The organism is Thermocatellispora tengchongensis (genome assembly GCF_014202315.1).
Taxonomy (GTDB): Bacteria; Actinomycetota; Actinomycetes; order Streptosporangiales; family Streptosporangiaceae; genus Thermocatellispora; species Thermocatellispora tengchongensis.
The window spans coordinates 176,378-190,737 of sequence record NZ_JACHGN010000017.1; the positions used below are offsets into that span (position 1 = coordinate 176,378).

Annotated in this window: 14 protein-coding genes; all 14 read left to right on the forward strand. The window is 72.8% G+C overall.

Going from position 1 to position 14,360, the window contains the following annotated elements; translation table 11 throughout:
- Nucleotides 1-356: 356 nt before the first annotated feature.
- The 14 genes from HNP84_RS34645 (at nucleotide 357) to HNP84_RS34710 (ending at nucleotide 14,353) form a co-directional block, all read left to right on the forward strand.
- A complete protein-coding gene (locus HNP84_RS34645; protein WP_185054269.1) occupies nucleotides 357-1,814 on the forward strand; it encodes an NAD-dependent succinate-semialdehyde dehydrogenase in 1,458 nt (485 codons plus the stop codon).
- A gap of 53 nt (nucleotides 1,815-1,867) precedes the next feature.
- Entirely contained in the window at nucleotides 1,868-2,176 is a 309-nt protein-coding gene (locus HNP84_RS34650; protein ID WP_185054270.1) for a hypothetical protein, read from the forward strand.
- Between the two features lie 250 nt (nucleotides 2,177-2,426).
- Nucleotides 2,427-3,281 (forward strand): 3-hydroxyacyl-CoA dehydrogenase family protein, encoded by an 855-nt coding sequence (locus HNP84_RS34655; RefSeq protein WP_185054271.1) that lies wholly within the window; start codon nucleotides 2,427-2,429, stop codon nucleotides 3,279-3,281.
- Between the two features lie 55 nt (nucleotides 3,282-3,336).
- Nucleotides 3,337-3,669 carry a DUF4286 family protein gene (locus HNP84_RS34660; RefSeq protein ID WP_185054272.1) on the forward strand — a complete coding sequence of 111 codons (333 nt, stop codon included), beginning with the start codon at nucleotides 3,337-3,339 and terminating at the stop codon, nucleotides 3,667-3,669.
- Between the two features lie 10 nt (nucleotides 3,670-3,679).
- On the forward strand, nucleotides 3,680-4,612 hold the full coding sequence (locus tag HNP84_RS34665) for a VOC family protein (RefSeq protein WP_185054273.1): 933 nt from the start codon (nucleotides 3,680-3,682) through the stop codon (nucleotides 4,610-4,612).
- Nucleotides 4,613-4,698: 86 nt separating this feature from the next.
- On the forward strand, nucleotides 4,699-5,823 hold the full coding sequence (locus HNP84_RS34670; protein WP_185054274.1) for an acyl-CoA dehydrogenase family protein: 1,125 nt from the start codon (nucleotides 4,699-4,701) through the stop codon (nucleotides 5,821-5,823).
- Between the two features lie 13 nt (nucleotides 5,824-5,836).
- Complete coding sequence (locus HNP84_RS34675; RefSeq protein WP_185054275.1) at nucleotides 5,837-7,075, forward strand: acyl-CoA dehydrogenase family protein; 1,239 nt, start codon at nucleotides 5,837-5,839, stop codon at nucleotides 7,073-7,075.
- Between the two features lie 21 nt (nucleotides 7,076-7,096).
- Nucleotides 7,097-8,632 (forward strand): class I adenylate-forming enzyme family protein, encoded by a 1,536-nt coding sequence (locus HNP84_RS34680; RefSeq protein WP_185054276.1) that lies wholly within the window; start codon nucleotides 7,097-7,099, stop codon nucleotides 8,630-8,632.
- A gap of 34 nt (nucleotides 8,633-8,666) precedes the next feature.
- Nucleotides 8,667-9,437 (forward strand): SDR family NAD(P)-dependent oxidoreductase, encoded by a 771-nt coding sequence (locus HNP84_RS34685; protein WP_185054277.1) that lies wholly within the window; start codon nucleotides 8,667-8,669, stop codon nucleotides 9,435-9,437.
- A 3-nt stretch (nucleotides 9,438-9,440) separates the two neighbouring features.
- On the forward strand, nucleotides 9,441-10,304 hold the full coding sequence (locus HNP84_RS34690; protein WP_221337144.1) for an NAD(P)-dependent oxidoreductase: 864 nt from the start codon (nucleotides 9,441-9,443) through the stop codon (nucleotides 10,302-10,304).
- Nucleotides 10,305-10,333: 29 nt separating this feature from the next.
- Entirely contained in the window at nucleotides 10,334-11,185 is an 852-nt protein-coding gene (locus HNP84_RS34695) for an NAD(P)-dependent oxidoreductase (protein ID WP_185054278.1), read from the forward strand.
- Between the two features lie 84 nt (nucleotides 11,186-11,269).
- Nucleotides 11,270-12,130: a mycofactocin-coupled SDR family oxidoreductase gene (locus HNP84_RS34700; protein WP_185054279.1), complete on the forward strand. Its 861-nt coding sequence runs from the start codon at nucleotides 11,270-11,272 to the stop codon at nucleotides 12,128-12,130.
- A 40-nt stretch (nucleotides 12,131-12,170) separates the two neighbouring features.
- The gene (locus tag HNP84_RS34705) at nucleotides 12,171-13,838 is read left to right on the forward strand and encodes a thiolase C-terminal domain-containing protein (protein ID WP_185054280.1); all 1,668 of its coding nucleotides are present in this window, start codon (nucleotides 12,171-12,173) and stop codon (nucleotides 13,836-13,838) included.
- Between the two features lie 8 nt (nucleotides 13,839-13,846).
- Complete coding sequence (locus HNP84_RS34710; protein ID WP_221337145.1) at nucleotides 13,847-14,353, forward strand: FAS1-like dehydratase domain-containing protein; 507 nt, start codon at nucleotides 13,847-13,849, stop codon at nucleotides 14,351-14,353.
- The last annotated feature ends 7 nt before the right edge of the window (nucleotides 14,354-14,360 follow it).

Genomic DNA, 14,360 nt, shown 5'->3' on the forward strand with positions numbered 1-14,360 from the left:
TCGCACCTCACCGGCGGAGACGTCCGTCCGGACCCCGTGCTCGAAGGCGAACCGCCGCGGGACTGCCCGGTACACGGGATCGGCGTCATCGAGTGGTCGCCGGCCGTCGTCGGTGAGCTCGGCCAGGATGAAGCGCGCGTGGCCGGGGCGGGCACCCGCCGCAACGCTCTCCGGCGCTCCAGGGGCGCGGCGAGGCGCGAGAGGCGGGACGCGGCGATCGTCCCGGTGCGCCATCGGACGCGGACGCGTGTCCGGCCCGTCCCGTGATCTCACTGCGGCTGGTCACTCTCGACGTGGCGCCATGCCGCCCCCTACACTCAGATGATCTGACAGTTTTAGAAATGTGGATGGGTTGCATGTCGCGCGGGGACGGAAGCACGCTCTTCATAGACGGAAAGTGGACCGGCGCCGACGACGGCCGCACGTTCGAGGTGACCGACCCGAGTACCGGCGCCGTCATCGGCCGCGCCGCCGACGCGGCCGGGGCGGAGACGGACCGGGCCATCGCGGCGGCCGAGGCCGCCTTCCCGGCCTGGAGCCGGGAGACCGCATACCGGCGGGCCGAGGCGCTGCGCTCCGCCCACGCCCTGATGCTCGGACGGCAGGAGGACCTGGCGGCGCTGATGACCCTGGAGCAGGGCAAACCGCTCAAGGCCGCCCGCAACGAGGTCCGGTACGCCGCCGACTTCCTGGAGTGGTTCGCCGAGGAGGCCAAGCGGGTCTACGGCACCACCATCCCCTCCTCGCGGGCCGAGCAGCGCTTCGTCGTGATGCGCCAGCCGGTCGGCGTGGTCGCCGGCATCACGCCGTGGAACTACCCGATCTCGATGATCACCCGCAAGGTGGCCCCGGCGCTCGCCGCGGGGTGCACGATCGTGGTCAAGCCGGCGGAGCAGACGCCGCTGTGCGCGGCGGCGGTGTTCGAGATCCTGTCGGACGCGGGGCTGCCCGCGGGGGTGGCCAACCTCGTCACCACCAGCCGTCCCGGCGCCGTGGGCGACCGGTTCGTACGCTCGCCCGTGGTGCGCAAGCTGACCTTCACCGGCTCCACGGAGGTGGGCAAGATGCTGGGGGGCCGCGCCACCGCCGCGACCATGAAACGGCTGTCCATGGAACTCGGCGGGCACGCGCCCTTCATCGTGTTCGGCGACGCCGACCCGGCGCACGCCGCCAAGGGCGCTGCGCTGGTGAAGTTCCTCAACGGCGGGCAGGCGTGCATCTGCCCGAACCGCATCTACGTACAGCGGTCCATCATGGACGCGTTCTCCGACGCCCTGGTGGAACGGGTGCGGCGGCTCCGGGTGGGCCCCGGGAACCGGGACGGTGTGGACGTCGGGCCGCTGGTAGACGGCGCGGCCCTGGACAAGGTGCGCGGGCACGTGGAGGACGCGGCCCGCAAGGGCGCCCGGATCCTGGTCGGCGGCGAGCGGCTGACCGAAGGGGAGCTGGGCGGCGGCAACTTCTTCGCCCCGACCGTGCTCGGTGGCGTCGATGAGACGATGCGGATCTATCGCGAGGAGACCTTCGGGCCCGTCGCCGCCCTCATCCCCTTCGACGACGAGGCCGAGGCCATCGGGCTCGCCAACGACACCGAGTACGGCCTCGCCTCCTACGTCTACACCAGGGACCTCGGCCGCGCCGTGCGCGTCTCCGAGGCCCTGCGCTTCGGCATCGTGGGCGTCAACGACATCAACCCGACGGCCGCCGCCGCACCGTTCGGCGGCGTGGGGATCAGCGGCCTGGGACGCGAGGGCGGCGCCCAAGGCATCGACGAATACCTCGACGTCAAGCTGGTCGGGCTCGCGGTCTCCTGACACCTGGGCCGCCCGCGACGGCGGTACCCGTTTCGCACAAGGTAGGACGGTTCATGAAACTGACAGTGGGTCAGACGTTGGTGAGCACCGTGGACACGACCGCGATGATCGTCGTGCGATGCCCGGAGGAGGAACTGACCGTGACGTGCGGCGGCCGGGAGATGGTGCCCCAGGGCGCCGCCCCTGCCGCCGCGCCCGGAACCGGCACGGCCGAGGGCGGCGGCGCTCAGCTCGGCAAGCGCTACACGGTCGAGGGCGTCGCCGTCGAACTCCTCTGCGTCAAGCCGGGCACGCATCCTGTGGCCGTTGACGGTGTGCCGGTGTCCGTGAAGGCCGCCAAGCCCCTGCCCGCTTCGGACTGACCCCGCGGGCACATCCCACCCGGCCCCGGCGCGCTGTGCGCCGGCGGTTGGTGTGCCTTCGCCCCCGGAACCGCAGGGGGTTTCCCATAAAGAAAGATAGAAATTTTTAAAACTATCGTGCTATGGTGCACATGGCCGCGAGCCCCTGATCGGTGCGACGGCGGAGGCGTCCGCGGTTCGCGCGCACGGCCGGGGAGCGACGGCGCGGCGAGCGGGCCGGCCGGACATCGCTGGAGGAGGCTCTACGAACATGCAGATCAAGAAGGTCGCCGTCGTCGGCTGCGGGGTGATGGGGACCGGCATCATCCAGGTCGCCGCGCAGGCCGGGTTCGAGGCGGTCGGCGTGGAGAAGGACGAGGGCGGTGTCGCGCGGGCCGACGGCCGGATCCGGGCCGGGCTCGAATCCGCCGTCGCGCGCGGCAAGATCTCGCAGGAGCAGGCCGAGGAGGCGGGGGAGCGTTACACCCTCACCACCGACCTGGACGAGATCGGGCAGGCCGACCTCGTGGTCGAGGCCGTGTACGAGGACCTGGAGCTGAAGCGGGCCCTGCTCGGCGGCATCGACGGGGTCGTCGGGGCCGGCACCCTGATCGCCTCCAACACCTCGACGATCCCGCTGGTCGTCCTGGCCGGGGCCACCGGCAGGGCCGAGCGGGTGGTCGGGCTGCACTTCTTCAACCCCGTGCCGGCGATGCGGCTCGTCGAGGTGATCCGCACGCCGATCACCGAGCCGGAGTGCGTCGAGGCCGTGACCGGGTTCGCTCGGACGCTCGGCAAGAGCCCGGTCCTGGTCAACGACGTGCCCGGCTTCGTGGGCAACCTGCTGATCGTGCCGTACCTGCTGGACGCGATCCGCGCCTTCGAACGCGGCGTGGCCGACATGGAGTCGATCGACTCGGTGATCACACTGGGGTTCAACCACAGGATGGGGCCGTTCCGGCTCAGCGACCTCATCGGCCTGGACATCGTGCACGACATGGCGGTGTCGATGTACGAGGAGTACAAGGACCCGCGGTACTTCCCGCCGCCGCTGCTCAAGCAGTACGTACGGCTCGGCCGGCTGGGACGCAAGACGGGACGGGGGTTCTACTCCTATGCCGGATGAGGCGCCCGCCCCCAGGCCCCGACCGGGCCGAGGTGACGGCGACAAGGAGAGGCCAGTGGCCAAGGCATTGATGCTCACCTGGACCAGCCCGGCGTCCGGGGACGCCGAGGCGTTCGAGGAGTGGTACACCACCACCCACATCCCGGACGTGCGCGCCGCGATCCCCTCGGTCACGAGAGTGACCCGGTACGAACTCGTCGACCCGGCCGCGGCGGGACCGTCGAACCGGTACCTGGCCGTCTACGAGCTGGACGAGGACGACGTGCGGGACGCCGCGGCGAAACTGTCGCAAGCCGTCGGCGCGGGCCGGGTCACCTCCGAGGGTGTGGACCTGACCGGGAACCCGCCGCGGATCGAGTTCTACGTACGGCGCGGGCCCGAGGACTGAGGAGAACACCGTGAAGAAGGTCGTCAAACGCACCGGTGACCACGGCATCGGGCAGATGGTCCATGTCGTGCACATGACCGACGACGTCCAGGCGCTGCGCGCGTTCTACGAGGACGTGATGGGCGGGGTGGTGTTCATGGGCGTGGACGAGCCGAACTACCTGCCGATCGAGGATCGCTACGCCAATCTGATCATGGTCGGGGATCTGTGCGTGGAGACGATGGCGCCGAGGATGCCGCCCGACGTCACCAAGCCGGTCGGCAGGTTCTACTCCAGGTTCGGCCGGCACCTGCACTCGGTGGGGTACAAGGTGGACGACCTGACGGGCCTGGCGGACCGCCTCATCCGAAAGGGCGTCTACATCGGCAAACCCGGTGGCGGGCGGCTGGAGAAGGCCGATCCGGACACGATGTACTTCTTCCCGAGCCCTCGCGACACCGCCGGGCTCATGGTCGAGCTGTGCGGCATGGACATGCCGGGCGAGCCGCGGGATCTGGACATGTGGTCCTCGCTGGTGCGGCTGTGGCGGACGCATCCGCTGACCATCGAGCGCTTCTCCTATGTGACGCTCGGGGTCAGGGACCTGGAGTCGGCGGTGAAGACGTACGTCGACGTCATGCAGGCGGTCCCGATCCAGGCCGGGACGGATCAGGACCTGGGGGCGAGGTACCAGACCCTCCAGCTCGGCGACTGCCTGCTCCAGCTCGCCGAGCCGCTGAACGGCGAGTGCGACCTCGGCCGGCATGTCGAGCAGTGGGGCAACATGATCTACAGCCTCCGGTTCAAGGTCCTCGACATCGACTCCGCCGTGTCCTGGCTGTCCAAGCACGGTGTGCGCACCCGGCGCATCCGCGACGGCCTGGTCGTGACCGACGTCCGCGACACCTTCGGCGCGCCGATCTTCTTCGGCACGGAGGAGATCGAGGGCGACCCCTTCGTTTAGATAGTTCGATACATTGACGCCTTTCTATCAATGTGATCTGCTTGGCACGTCGGCCCACCGGCACGATGACGCAAGGAAGTGTCCCGATGGACCCTGAACTCTCCCCGGACCAGAAGCTCTTCGAGGCCGCCGCGAAGGACTTCCTGGACAAGGAGTACCCCCTCGACCGCATCCGCAGGATGGACGCCGGCGCCGGCTTCGACCGCGACTGGTGGCGGCGGGGCGCCGAACTCGGCTGGACGGCCATGCTCGTCCCGGAGGAACTCGGCGGCGGCAGTGTCTCCGGCGAGGGAGTGCGCGACCTCGCGCTCCTGGCCGAGGTGCTCGGAGCCGGCGTCGCCCCCGGGCCGCTGCTCGCGACGAACACCGTGCTCGCCGGGCTGGTGGCCGCGCACGGCACCGGGCCGGACCACAGCGCGGCGATCGAGTCGCTGGTCTCCGGGGAGGCCGTGGCGACCTGGGCGGTCTACGAGCCGGGCCGGCAGTGGGCGCCGCTGGAGCCGGGGCTCACGGCCAGGCCGGCGGAGGGCGGCTTCCGCCTCGACGGCGTCAAGGACCGCGTGGAGGCCGCCGGCGACGCCGACCTGTTCCTGGTCACCGCCGCGACGCCGCAGGGCACGGCGCAGTTCCTGGTCCCGGCCGCCACCCCGGGCGTGACCGTCGAGCGGCAGTGGAGCCTTGACCTCGCCCGGCACCACGGGGCGGTGCGCTTCGACGGCGTGCGCGTCGATGAGGCGGCCATGGTGGGGCGGCCCGGCGCCGGCGAGGTGGTGGAACGGCAGACGCAGGTCGCGCTGGTGATCCAGTGCGCCGAGGTGTGCGGCGGGCTCGACCGGGTCTTCGAGATGACCACCCAGTGGGCCCGCGACAGGTACACCTTCGGCCGCCCGATCGCCTCCTACCAGGCGCTCAAACACCGTTTCGCCGACATGCGGACCTGGCTGGAGGCATGCCACGCGACGACCGCGGCGGCGGCGTCGGCCGTACAGGAGGGCTCGGCCGGCGCCGCCGAGCCGGTGAGCACCGCCAAGTCGTACGTCGGCGACAGGTCGCTGGCGATCCTGCAGGACTGCGTGCAGATCCACGGCGGGATCGGGCTCACCTGGGAGCACGACCTGCACCTGTACCTGCGCCGGGCCACGTCGAACCGGTCCCTGTACGGGACCCCGCAGGACCACCGTCGGCGCCTCGCCGACCTCGCATCGCTCTGAGAGGCCGACATCGATGACCGATGGCACGACCGAAAGCGTCGAGTCGTTCCGGCTGCGCGCGCGGGCCTGGCTGGCCGCGAACATGCCGCGCGCCGAGGAGAGCGCGCCCGCGCCCGGCGATGAGCTGGAGGCATGGCACCGCGCCCGGGAACTGCAGCGCAAGCTGTACGAGGGCGGATTCGCCGGCATCTGCTATCCGGCCGAGTACGGCGGCCTCGGGCTCACCCCCGCCCACCAGCGGGCCTTCACCGAGGAGGCCGACGGCTACGAGATGCCCCTGCTGCTGAACATCCCGACGCTCAGCATCTGCCTGCCGACCATCCTGGACATGGGCTCGGAGGAGCACAAGCGCGAGCACATCGGGGCCGTGCTGCGGGGCGAGGAGGTCCTGGTGCAGTTCCTGTCCGAGCCCAGCGGCGGCTCGGACCTGGCCGGCCTGCTGACCAGGGCCGAGCTCGACGGCGACACCTGGATCCTCAACGGGGCCAAGACCTGGAGCTCCTCGGCCTACGCCGGCGACTACGCGTTGTGCCTGGCGCGCACCGATCCCACCGTGCCCAAGCACCACGGGCTGACGATGTTCCTGATGCCCACCAAGGGCGAGGGCATCACGATGAACCGGGTCGCGATGGTGGACGGCACGGCGGAGTTCTGCGAGGAGTTCTTCGACAACGTACGGCTCCCGGCCTCGGCCGTCGTCGGCGAGGTCAACGGCGGGTGGGCCGTGGCGACCAGGCAGCTCTACCACGAGCGCACCGCGATGGGCGGCGGGTCCCCCTACGTCAGCGGCCGGGGCTTCGCCCCGAGCAGGAAGCTGCCGACCCCCATCGACGTCGCCCGCGCCGCCGGCCGGGCCGGCGATCCGGAGGTGCGGGAACTGATCGGAGAGTGGCTGGCGACGTCCACGGTCTCCGGACAGACGGCCGCCCGGGTGACGCGGGCCATCGCGGGCGGCCACCTCCCTCCGGCCGCGGCCTCGCTGATGCGCCTGATGGGCGCGGAGGCCATGCGCCTGGAACGGGACGTGGCGATGCGGGTCGCCGGCGCCTGCGCGGCGGTCGCCGCCGGCGACGAGCCCGGCGTCCTGGGCGAGGCGGGCATCGGCTACCTGATGCGGCAGGGCAGCAGCCTGGGCGGCGGCAGCGTCGAGATGTCGCGCAACATCGTCAGCGAAAGGCTGCTCGGCATGCCGCGCGAGTACGCCGCCGACCGCGGCGTGCCCTTCAACCAGGTCAGGAGGGGCCGTGCCTGACCCGAGCCGCGGGGCCGCGGGATGAACCTGGCGACGATCCTCGACATGGTCGCCGAGGGGATGCCGGACCGGGTCCTCATCGGCGACCGCGACGGCGGCCTGACCGCCGCCGGCCTGCGCGCCAAGGCGCTCGCCGGGGCGCGGCACATCGTCGCGTCCGGCGCCGACCGGCTGGTGTACCTCGGGCCCAACGGCCCCGGCTTCCCGGTCGCGCTGTTCGCCGCGGTGTTCGCGGGCGTGCCGTTCCTGCCGCTGAACTACCGGCTCGGCGACCGGCAGCTCGCCGAGGTGCTCGACCGGCAGGGCAGGCCCCTGGTCGCCACCGACACGCCGGAGCGGGTGCCGGGGCGCGAGACCGTCCCGGCCGGCTTCTTCGCCGACATTGCCCCAGACGACACTCCCCCCGGCGACACTGCCCCCGCTGACCTTGCCCCCGACGAGATGCCGTTCGCGGCGGTCACCCCGCACCCCGACTCGGTCGCGGTCCTGCTCATGACGAGCGGCACGACGGCGGCGCCGAAGAGCGCCGTGCTGCGGCACCGCAACCTGGCGGCGTACATCTTCGGCTCGGTGGAGTTCGCCGCGGCCTCCGAGACGGACGCGGCGCTGGTCAGCGTCCCGCCGTACCACATCGCGGCGGTGGCCAACGCGCTGTCCAACATCTACAGCGGCCGCCGCATCGTCTACCTGGACAGGTTCACCCCGGACGCCTGGCTGGACCTGGTGGAGGAGCAGCGCGTCACCCACGCGATGGTCGTGCCGACCATGCTGGTGCGCATCGTGGCCGAGCTGCGGGAACGCGGCCGGCAGGGCCCGGAGAGCCTGCGGACGATATCGTACGGCGGCGCGAAGATCGCCGGTGAGGTCGTGGAGCAGGCGCTGCGGCTGTTCCCGCGAGCCGGGTTCGTCAACGCCTACGGCCTGACGGAAACGGCGTCGTCGATCGCGGTGCTCGGCCCGGAGGACCACCGGGAGGCCGTGGCCGGCGACGACCCGGCGGTGCGGGCCCGGCTCGGCTCGGTGGGGCGCCCCCTGCCGTCGGTGGAGATCCAGGTGCACGACCCCGACGGCAACCCGTGCCCGCCGGGCGTGGAGGGCGACATCGTCGCCCGCGGCCCCCAGATCGCCGGCGAGTACCTGGAAGCGGGACGCGCGGTCCGGCCCGACGGCTGGTTCCCCACCCGCGACCGCGGCTACCTGGACGAGGCCGGCTTCCTGTTCGTACGCGGCAGGGCCGACGACACGATCATCCGCGGCGGCGAGAACATCGCCCCCGCCGAGATCGAGGACGTCCTGGTCAGGCACCCGGCCGTCCTCGACTGCGTGGTGGCCGGCATCCCCGACGTCGAGTGGGGGCAGCGCATCGGCGCCTTCGTCGTCGTACGGCCCGGCCACGCCCCCGGCGAGGACGACCTGCGCGCCTGGGTCCGCGAGCGTCTGCGCGGCTCGAAGACCCCCGACGACCTGGTGTTCGTGGACGAGCTGCCGACCTCGCCCACCGGAAAGATCCTGCGACGCGAGCTCGTCGCGCTACTCGACGCCGGCGAAGCGGTGTGACCGGCCGGCCCACCCCGGCAGACAGGAGAGAGCAGTGGAACTGAACGCGGCGTCGGCCCTGGTGACCGGCGGAGCGGGGGGATTCGGCCAGGCCACGGTGCGGCGGCTCGTCGCCGCCGGGGTCAAGGTCGTCATAGCCGACCTCGACGCGGACAAGGGCAAGGCGTTCGAGGAGGCCCTGGGCGCGGACAAGGTCCGCTTCGTGCAGACCGACGTCACCGACGAGGACTCCGTGCTCGCCGCGGTGGACGCCGCGGCCGGGCTGGGCGCGCTGCGCGCGGCGGTGGTCGTGCACGGCGGGCCCGCCGCGGGGCGGCGCATCGTGAACCGGAAGGGCGAGCCCTACCCGCTGGAGACCTTCCGGCGCACGGTCGACATCTTCCTCAGCGGCACCTTCAACGTGATGAGCAAGGCCGCGGCGGCCATGACGCGCAACGACCCCCTGGACTCCGGCCAGCGCGGCGTCGTCATCACCACCGCGTCCATCGCCGGGTTCGAGGGCCAGGTCGGCCAGACCGACTACTCCGCCGCGAAGGGCGGCGTGATCGGCCTGACCCTGACCGCCGCGCGCGACCTCGCGCCGGCCGGCGTCCGGATCATGTGCATCGCGCCGGGGACGTTCTTCACCCCGGCGTACGGGATGAGCGAGGAGGAGGCCCAGGCCAAGTGGGGCCCCGCCGTGCCGAACCCCAAGCGCATGGGCCACGCGGACGAGTACGCCAGGCTCGCCATGCAGATCATCGACAACGACTACCTCAACGGCGAGGTCATCCGGATCGACGGCGCCCTGCGCTTCAACATCTAGCCGATGCGGGGCGCAGACATGAGCGAGCACGTGAGCGCGCCGGGCGGTGTCGTCCGCCGCGTCGGCTTCATCGGGCTCGGCAGCCAGGGCGGGCCGATGGCGCGCAGGATCGCCGAGTCCGGCTTCCCCACCACGCTGTGGGCCCGCCGCCCGGCCGCCGTGGAGCCCTTCGCGGACACCCCCGCGGCCGTGGCCGCCTCGCCCGCCGAGCTGGGCGCCGCCTGCGACCTGGTGTGCGTCTGCGTCGTGGACGACGCCGGCGTCGAAGAGGTGGTCGGCGGCGTGCTGCCGGAAATGGCCGAGGGCGGCATCATCGCGGTGCACAGCACCGTGCACCCCGACACCTGCCGCCGCCTCGCCGAGCGGGCGGCGGCCCGGGGAGTCGATCTCGTGGACGCGCCCGTCAGCGGCGGGGGAGAGGCCGCGCTGCGCGGGCGCCTGCTGGTGATGGCGGGCGGCGACGCGCGTGCGGTGGAGGCGTGCCGGCCGGTCTTCGAGACCTACGGCAGCCCGGTCCTGCATCTCGGCGGCGTGGGCGCGGGCCAGCTCGCGAAGATCCTCAACAACTTCCTGCTGACCGCGAACCTCGCCGCGGCCGACGGCGCGTACACGCTGGGCCGCGCGCTCGGCGTCGATCCCGCGCAGTTCGCCGAGGTGGTCGCGCACGGGTCGGGCGCCAGCTTCGCGGCGGCGCGGCTCCTTCCCCGCTCGGGGTTCGACCTGGGGGCGATGGCCCAGCACGCCGGGCCGCTGCTGCGCAAGGACGTGCGCCTGCTCGCCGACCTGGCCGACGCGGCGGGGGCCAAGGCCGTGGCCGCGATCGACGCGGCCGACGCCGCGCTCGCCGCGATGGGGCATCCCCGATGACGGCCGGCCGGACAGGAGGAGGAACGCGCATGCGCGTGGGGTTCGCCGGCGCCGGCCGCATCGGCCGCCCGATGGTGCGGCGTCTCCTCGCCGCCGGTCACGCCGTGCGCGTCTTCGCCCGCACCGACGCGGCCCGGCGGGCCCTGGCCGGCGACGGCGCGGAAGTCGTGCCCGCCCTGACCGGGATCGCCGGCGGAGCCGACGCGGTCGTCGTGTGCGTGCACACCGACGAGCAGGTCCGGCAGGTCTGCCTCGACGGCGGCGTCGTCGCCGCGCTGCCGGCCGGAGCCGTCCTGGTCGTGCACACCACCGGGAGCCCGCGCACGGCCGAGGAACTGGCCCGGGCCGCGGCGGAGCGCGACGCCCTGGTGGTGGACGCGCCCGTCAGCGGCGGCCCCCACGACGTCGAGGCCGGGCGGGTGACCCTGTTCGCCGGCGGCGCCGGCGCCGCGATGGCCCGGGCCATGCCGGTCCTCACCGCGTACGGCGACCCGGTGCTGCACGTCGGCCCCGAAGGGGCGGGGCAGCGGGTCAAGCTGATCAACAACGCGGTCTTCGCGGCCAACATCGGCCTGCTGGCCCACGCCGTCGAGCTCGCGGCGCACCTCGGCCTGGAGGAGACGGCCGTGATCCAGGCCCTCCAGCACGGCAGCGGCGCCAGCCGGGCGCTCGCCGGGATCGGCGCGCACGGCACCGTGGCCGGCTTCGCCCGTGCCGTGGGCGAGTTCGTCGGCAAGGACGTCGCCATCGTGCGGGACGTCGCATGCGAACTGGGCGGCGACCTCGGCCCGCTGGGCGCCGCGCACCAGGTCCTGGCCGGTCTGCTCACCGAGCCCGGGCAGGCACGCGCGCTCGCCTCGGCGCCCGGCCCCGCGCGCTGACCGCGCGCCCTTCGAGACGCAGTAACACACCGTCGCCGCCCCGGGAGGCGTCCCGGGGCCGGCCGTAGGAGAGGAAGGTCACAGATGGGGCGAGTCGCGGGAAAGGTTGCCTTCATCACCGGCGCCGCGCGCGGGCAGGGGCGCAGCCACGCCGTGCGCCTGGCGGAGGAAGGGGCCGACATCATCGCGGTGGACAGGTGCCGCGACTTCGAGACGGTCAAGTACCCGATGGCCACGCCGGACGACCTGAAGGAGACCGTCAGGCTCGTCGAGGAGCGGGGCCGGCGCATCGTGGCCGTCGAGGCCGACGTGCGCGACCGGCCGGCGCTGATCGCCGCGCTGGAGCAGGGCATCTCCGCGTTCGGCAGGCTCGACGTGGTCGTGGCTCAGGCCGGGATCGCCCCGATGACCGGCGAGCCGGCGTTGCAGGCGTGGGCCGACGGCGTGGACACCATGCTGGTCGGCACGATCAACGCGATCCACGCGGCGCTGCCGCACCTGAAGGAGGGCGCCTCGGTGATGGCGGTCGGCTCGGCGGCCGTGTTCATGTCGGGCAACGGCGTGGCGCAGCCCGGGGCCGACCCCGGCGGCGCGTCCTACCAGTACGCCAAGCGCGCGCTGTCGGAGTTCATCCACGAGCTGGCCCGCAACCTCGCGCCCCGCAGCATCCGGGCCAACGCGGTGCACCCGACCAACTGCGACACCGACATGCTGCAGAGCCCGCCGATGTACAAGGCGTTCCGCCCCGACCTGGAGAACCCGACGCGCGAGGACGCCGAGCTCGCCTTCCCGGCCCAGCAGGCCATGCCCGTGCCGTACATCGAGCCCGTGGACGTCAGCAACGCCGTGGTCTACCTCGCCTCCGACGAGGCGCGCTACGTCACCGGCATGCAGATGCGCGTGGACGCGGGCTCGTACCTGAAGTTCCAGGACTTCCACGTCTGACAGGAGGACCGGCGATGCGCACCGATCGCGAGGCCGGGCGGTGAGCGGGGAGCAGGGACGGCCGCTGCCGCTCGTCACGCCGTGGACGGAGTTCTACTGGACGTCCGGGGCCGACGGGCGGCTGCGGCTGCAGGAGTGCGCCTCCTGCGCCGCCCTCGTCCACCCGCCCAAGCCGGTGTGCCCGTACTGCCGCGGCCACGACCTCGGCGTGCGGGTCGTGTCCGGATACGCGACCCTCATCGGGTTCACCGTGAGCCACCGGTTCCGGCTGCCGGGCCTGCCCTCGCCGTACATCGTGGCGCAGGTCGCGATCGAGGAGGACCCGCGGGTCCGGCTCACCACGACCGCGGTCGGGTGCGAGGCCGGGGCGCTGAGGCTCGGGATGCGGATGGAGGTGGTGTTCGAGCGGGCCGAGGACGTCTGGCTGCCGCTGTTCCGGCCCTCGGCCGAGCAGCCGCCGCCGGCCCCCCTTCCCCCGGACGAGATGGACCCCGAGCAGGTCCGCCGCTCGGTGCGCCCGATGCCGCGTGCCCGCAAGTTCGAGGACGACGTCGCGCTCACCGGCATCGGCATGTCCCGCATCGGCCGCCGCCTCATGGCCGACCCGCTCGCGCTGACCGTGGAGGCGTGCGAGGCCGCCGTGGCCGACGCCGGCCTGACCATGGACGACATCGACGGCCTGGCCACCTATCCCGGCGGCGGGCTGCAGGGCGGGTTCGGCGAGGGCGGGGTGACCGCGCTGGAGGCGGCGCTGCGAGTGCGGCCCACCTGGCACAGCGGAGGCGGCGAGACCTTCGGGCCCGGCGGCTCGGTCATCGAGGCGATGCTGGCGGTGTCCGCGGGCCTGGCCCGGCACGTGCTGTGCTTCCGCACCCTGTGGCAGGCCACCCACGACGAGCTGGCCCGTCAGGGGCGGATCGTCCCGGCCGGGGGCCGGCTGACCGGCGACATGGGCTGGGGGGCGCCCTTCGGCGCCACCTCCGCGGCGCACGTCCTGGCCCAGACCGCCCAGAGGTACTTCCACCGCTACGGCGCGACCCGCGAGACGCTGGGCTGGATCGCGCTCAACCAGCGGGCGAACGCGGCCCTGAACCCGACCGCCATCTACCGCGACCCGCTGACCATGGACGACTACCTTCAGGCACGGCTGATCACGACGCCGTTCGGGCTGTACGACTGCGACGTTCCCTGCGACGGCGCGGTGGCGGTCGTGGTCTCCGCCGCCGACACGGCCGCCGACCTGCCGGGCCGGCCGATCCGGGTGGAGGCGGTCGGCACCCAGATCGTCGAGCGCCTGGAGTGGGACCAGAGCACCAGCACGCACGAGCCACAGGTCCTCGGCCCCGCCGCCCACCTGTGGACCCGCACCACGCTGCGCCCGTCCGACGTGGACGTCGCCGAACTGTACGACGGATTCACCTTCAACTGCCTGTCCTGGATCGAGGCGCTCGGCTTCTGCGGGATCGGCGAGGCGAAGGACTTCCTGGACACCGGCAAGAACATCGCCCGCGACGGGGTGCTGCCGCTCAACACCCACGGCGGCCAGCTCTCGCACGGCCGCACCCACGGCATGGGACTGCTGCACGAGGCGATCGTGCAGCTTCGCGGCCAGGCCGGCGAGCGGCAGGTCCCGGGCGCCCGGGTGGCCGTGGTCAGCAGCGGCGGGCTGACGCCGGCCGGAGTGCTGCTGCTGCGCAACGACGGGTAGGAGGAGAGTTGATCAGCGAGGAGATGAAGGCGGCCGTGGGCAGGGAGCTGCGCCGCAGCGTCAGCTTCCCCATCGCCGAGTCCGACATCCGGCGATGGGCGATCGCGGTGTACTACCCCGAGCCGCCGCCCGCGATGTTCTGGGACGCCGAGGAGGCCGCGGCCACCGTGCACAAGGGGATCGTCGCCCCCGAGGAGTTCAACCCCTTCGCCTGGATGACCGCGGACGGGCCCCGCGCCGGGGCGCGGCAGGCCGGCAACGACCCCGGCAGCACCGAGAAGCAGCTCGGGATCACCCCGCCCGGCCTGCGCAACCAGCTCAACGGCGGCGTCGAGGTCGACTACGGCGTCCGCATGCGGCCCGGCGACGTCATCACCTCGGTCACCCGCCTCGCCTCGTACGCCGAGCGCAGCGGCAGGCTCGGCCCGATGCTCATGACCGTGTTCGAGGACACCTGGACCAACCAGCGCGACGAGCTGGTCAAACGCAGCCGCATGACGCTCATCAGGTACTGAGAGGGTG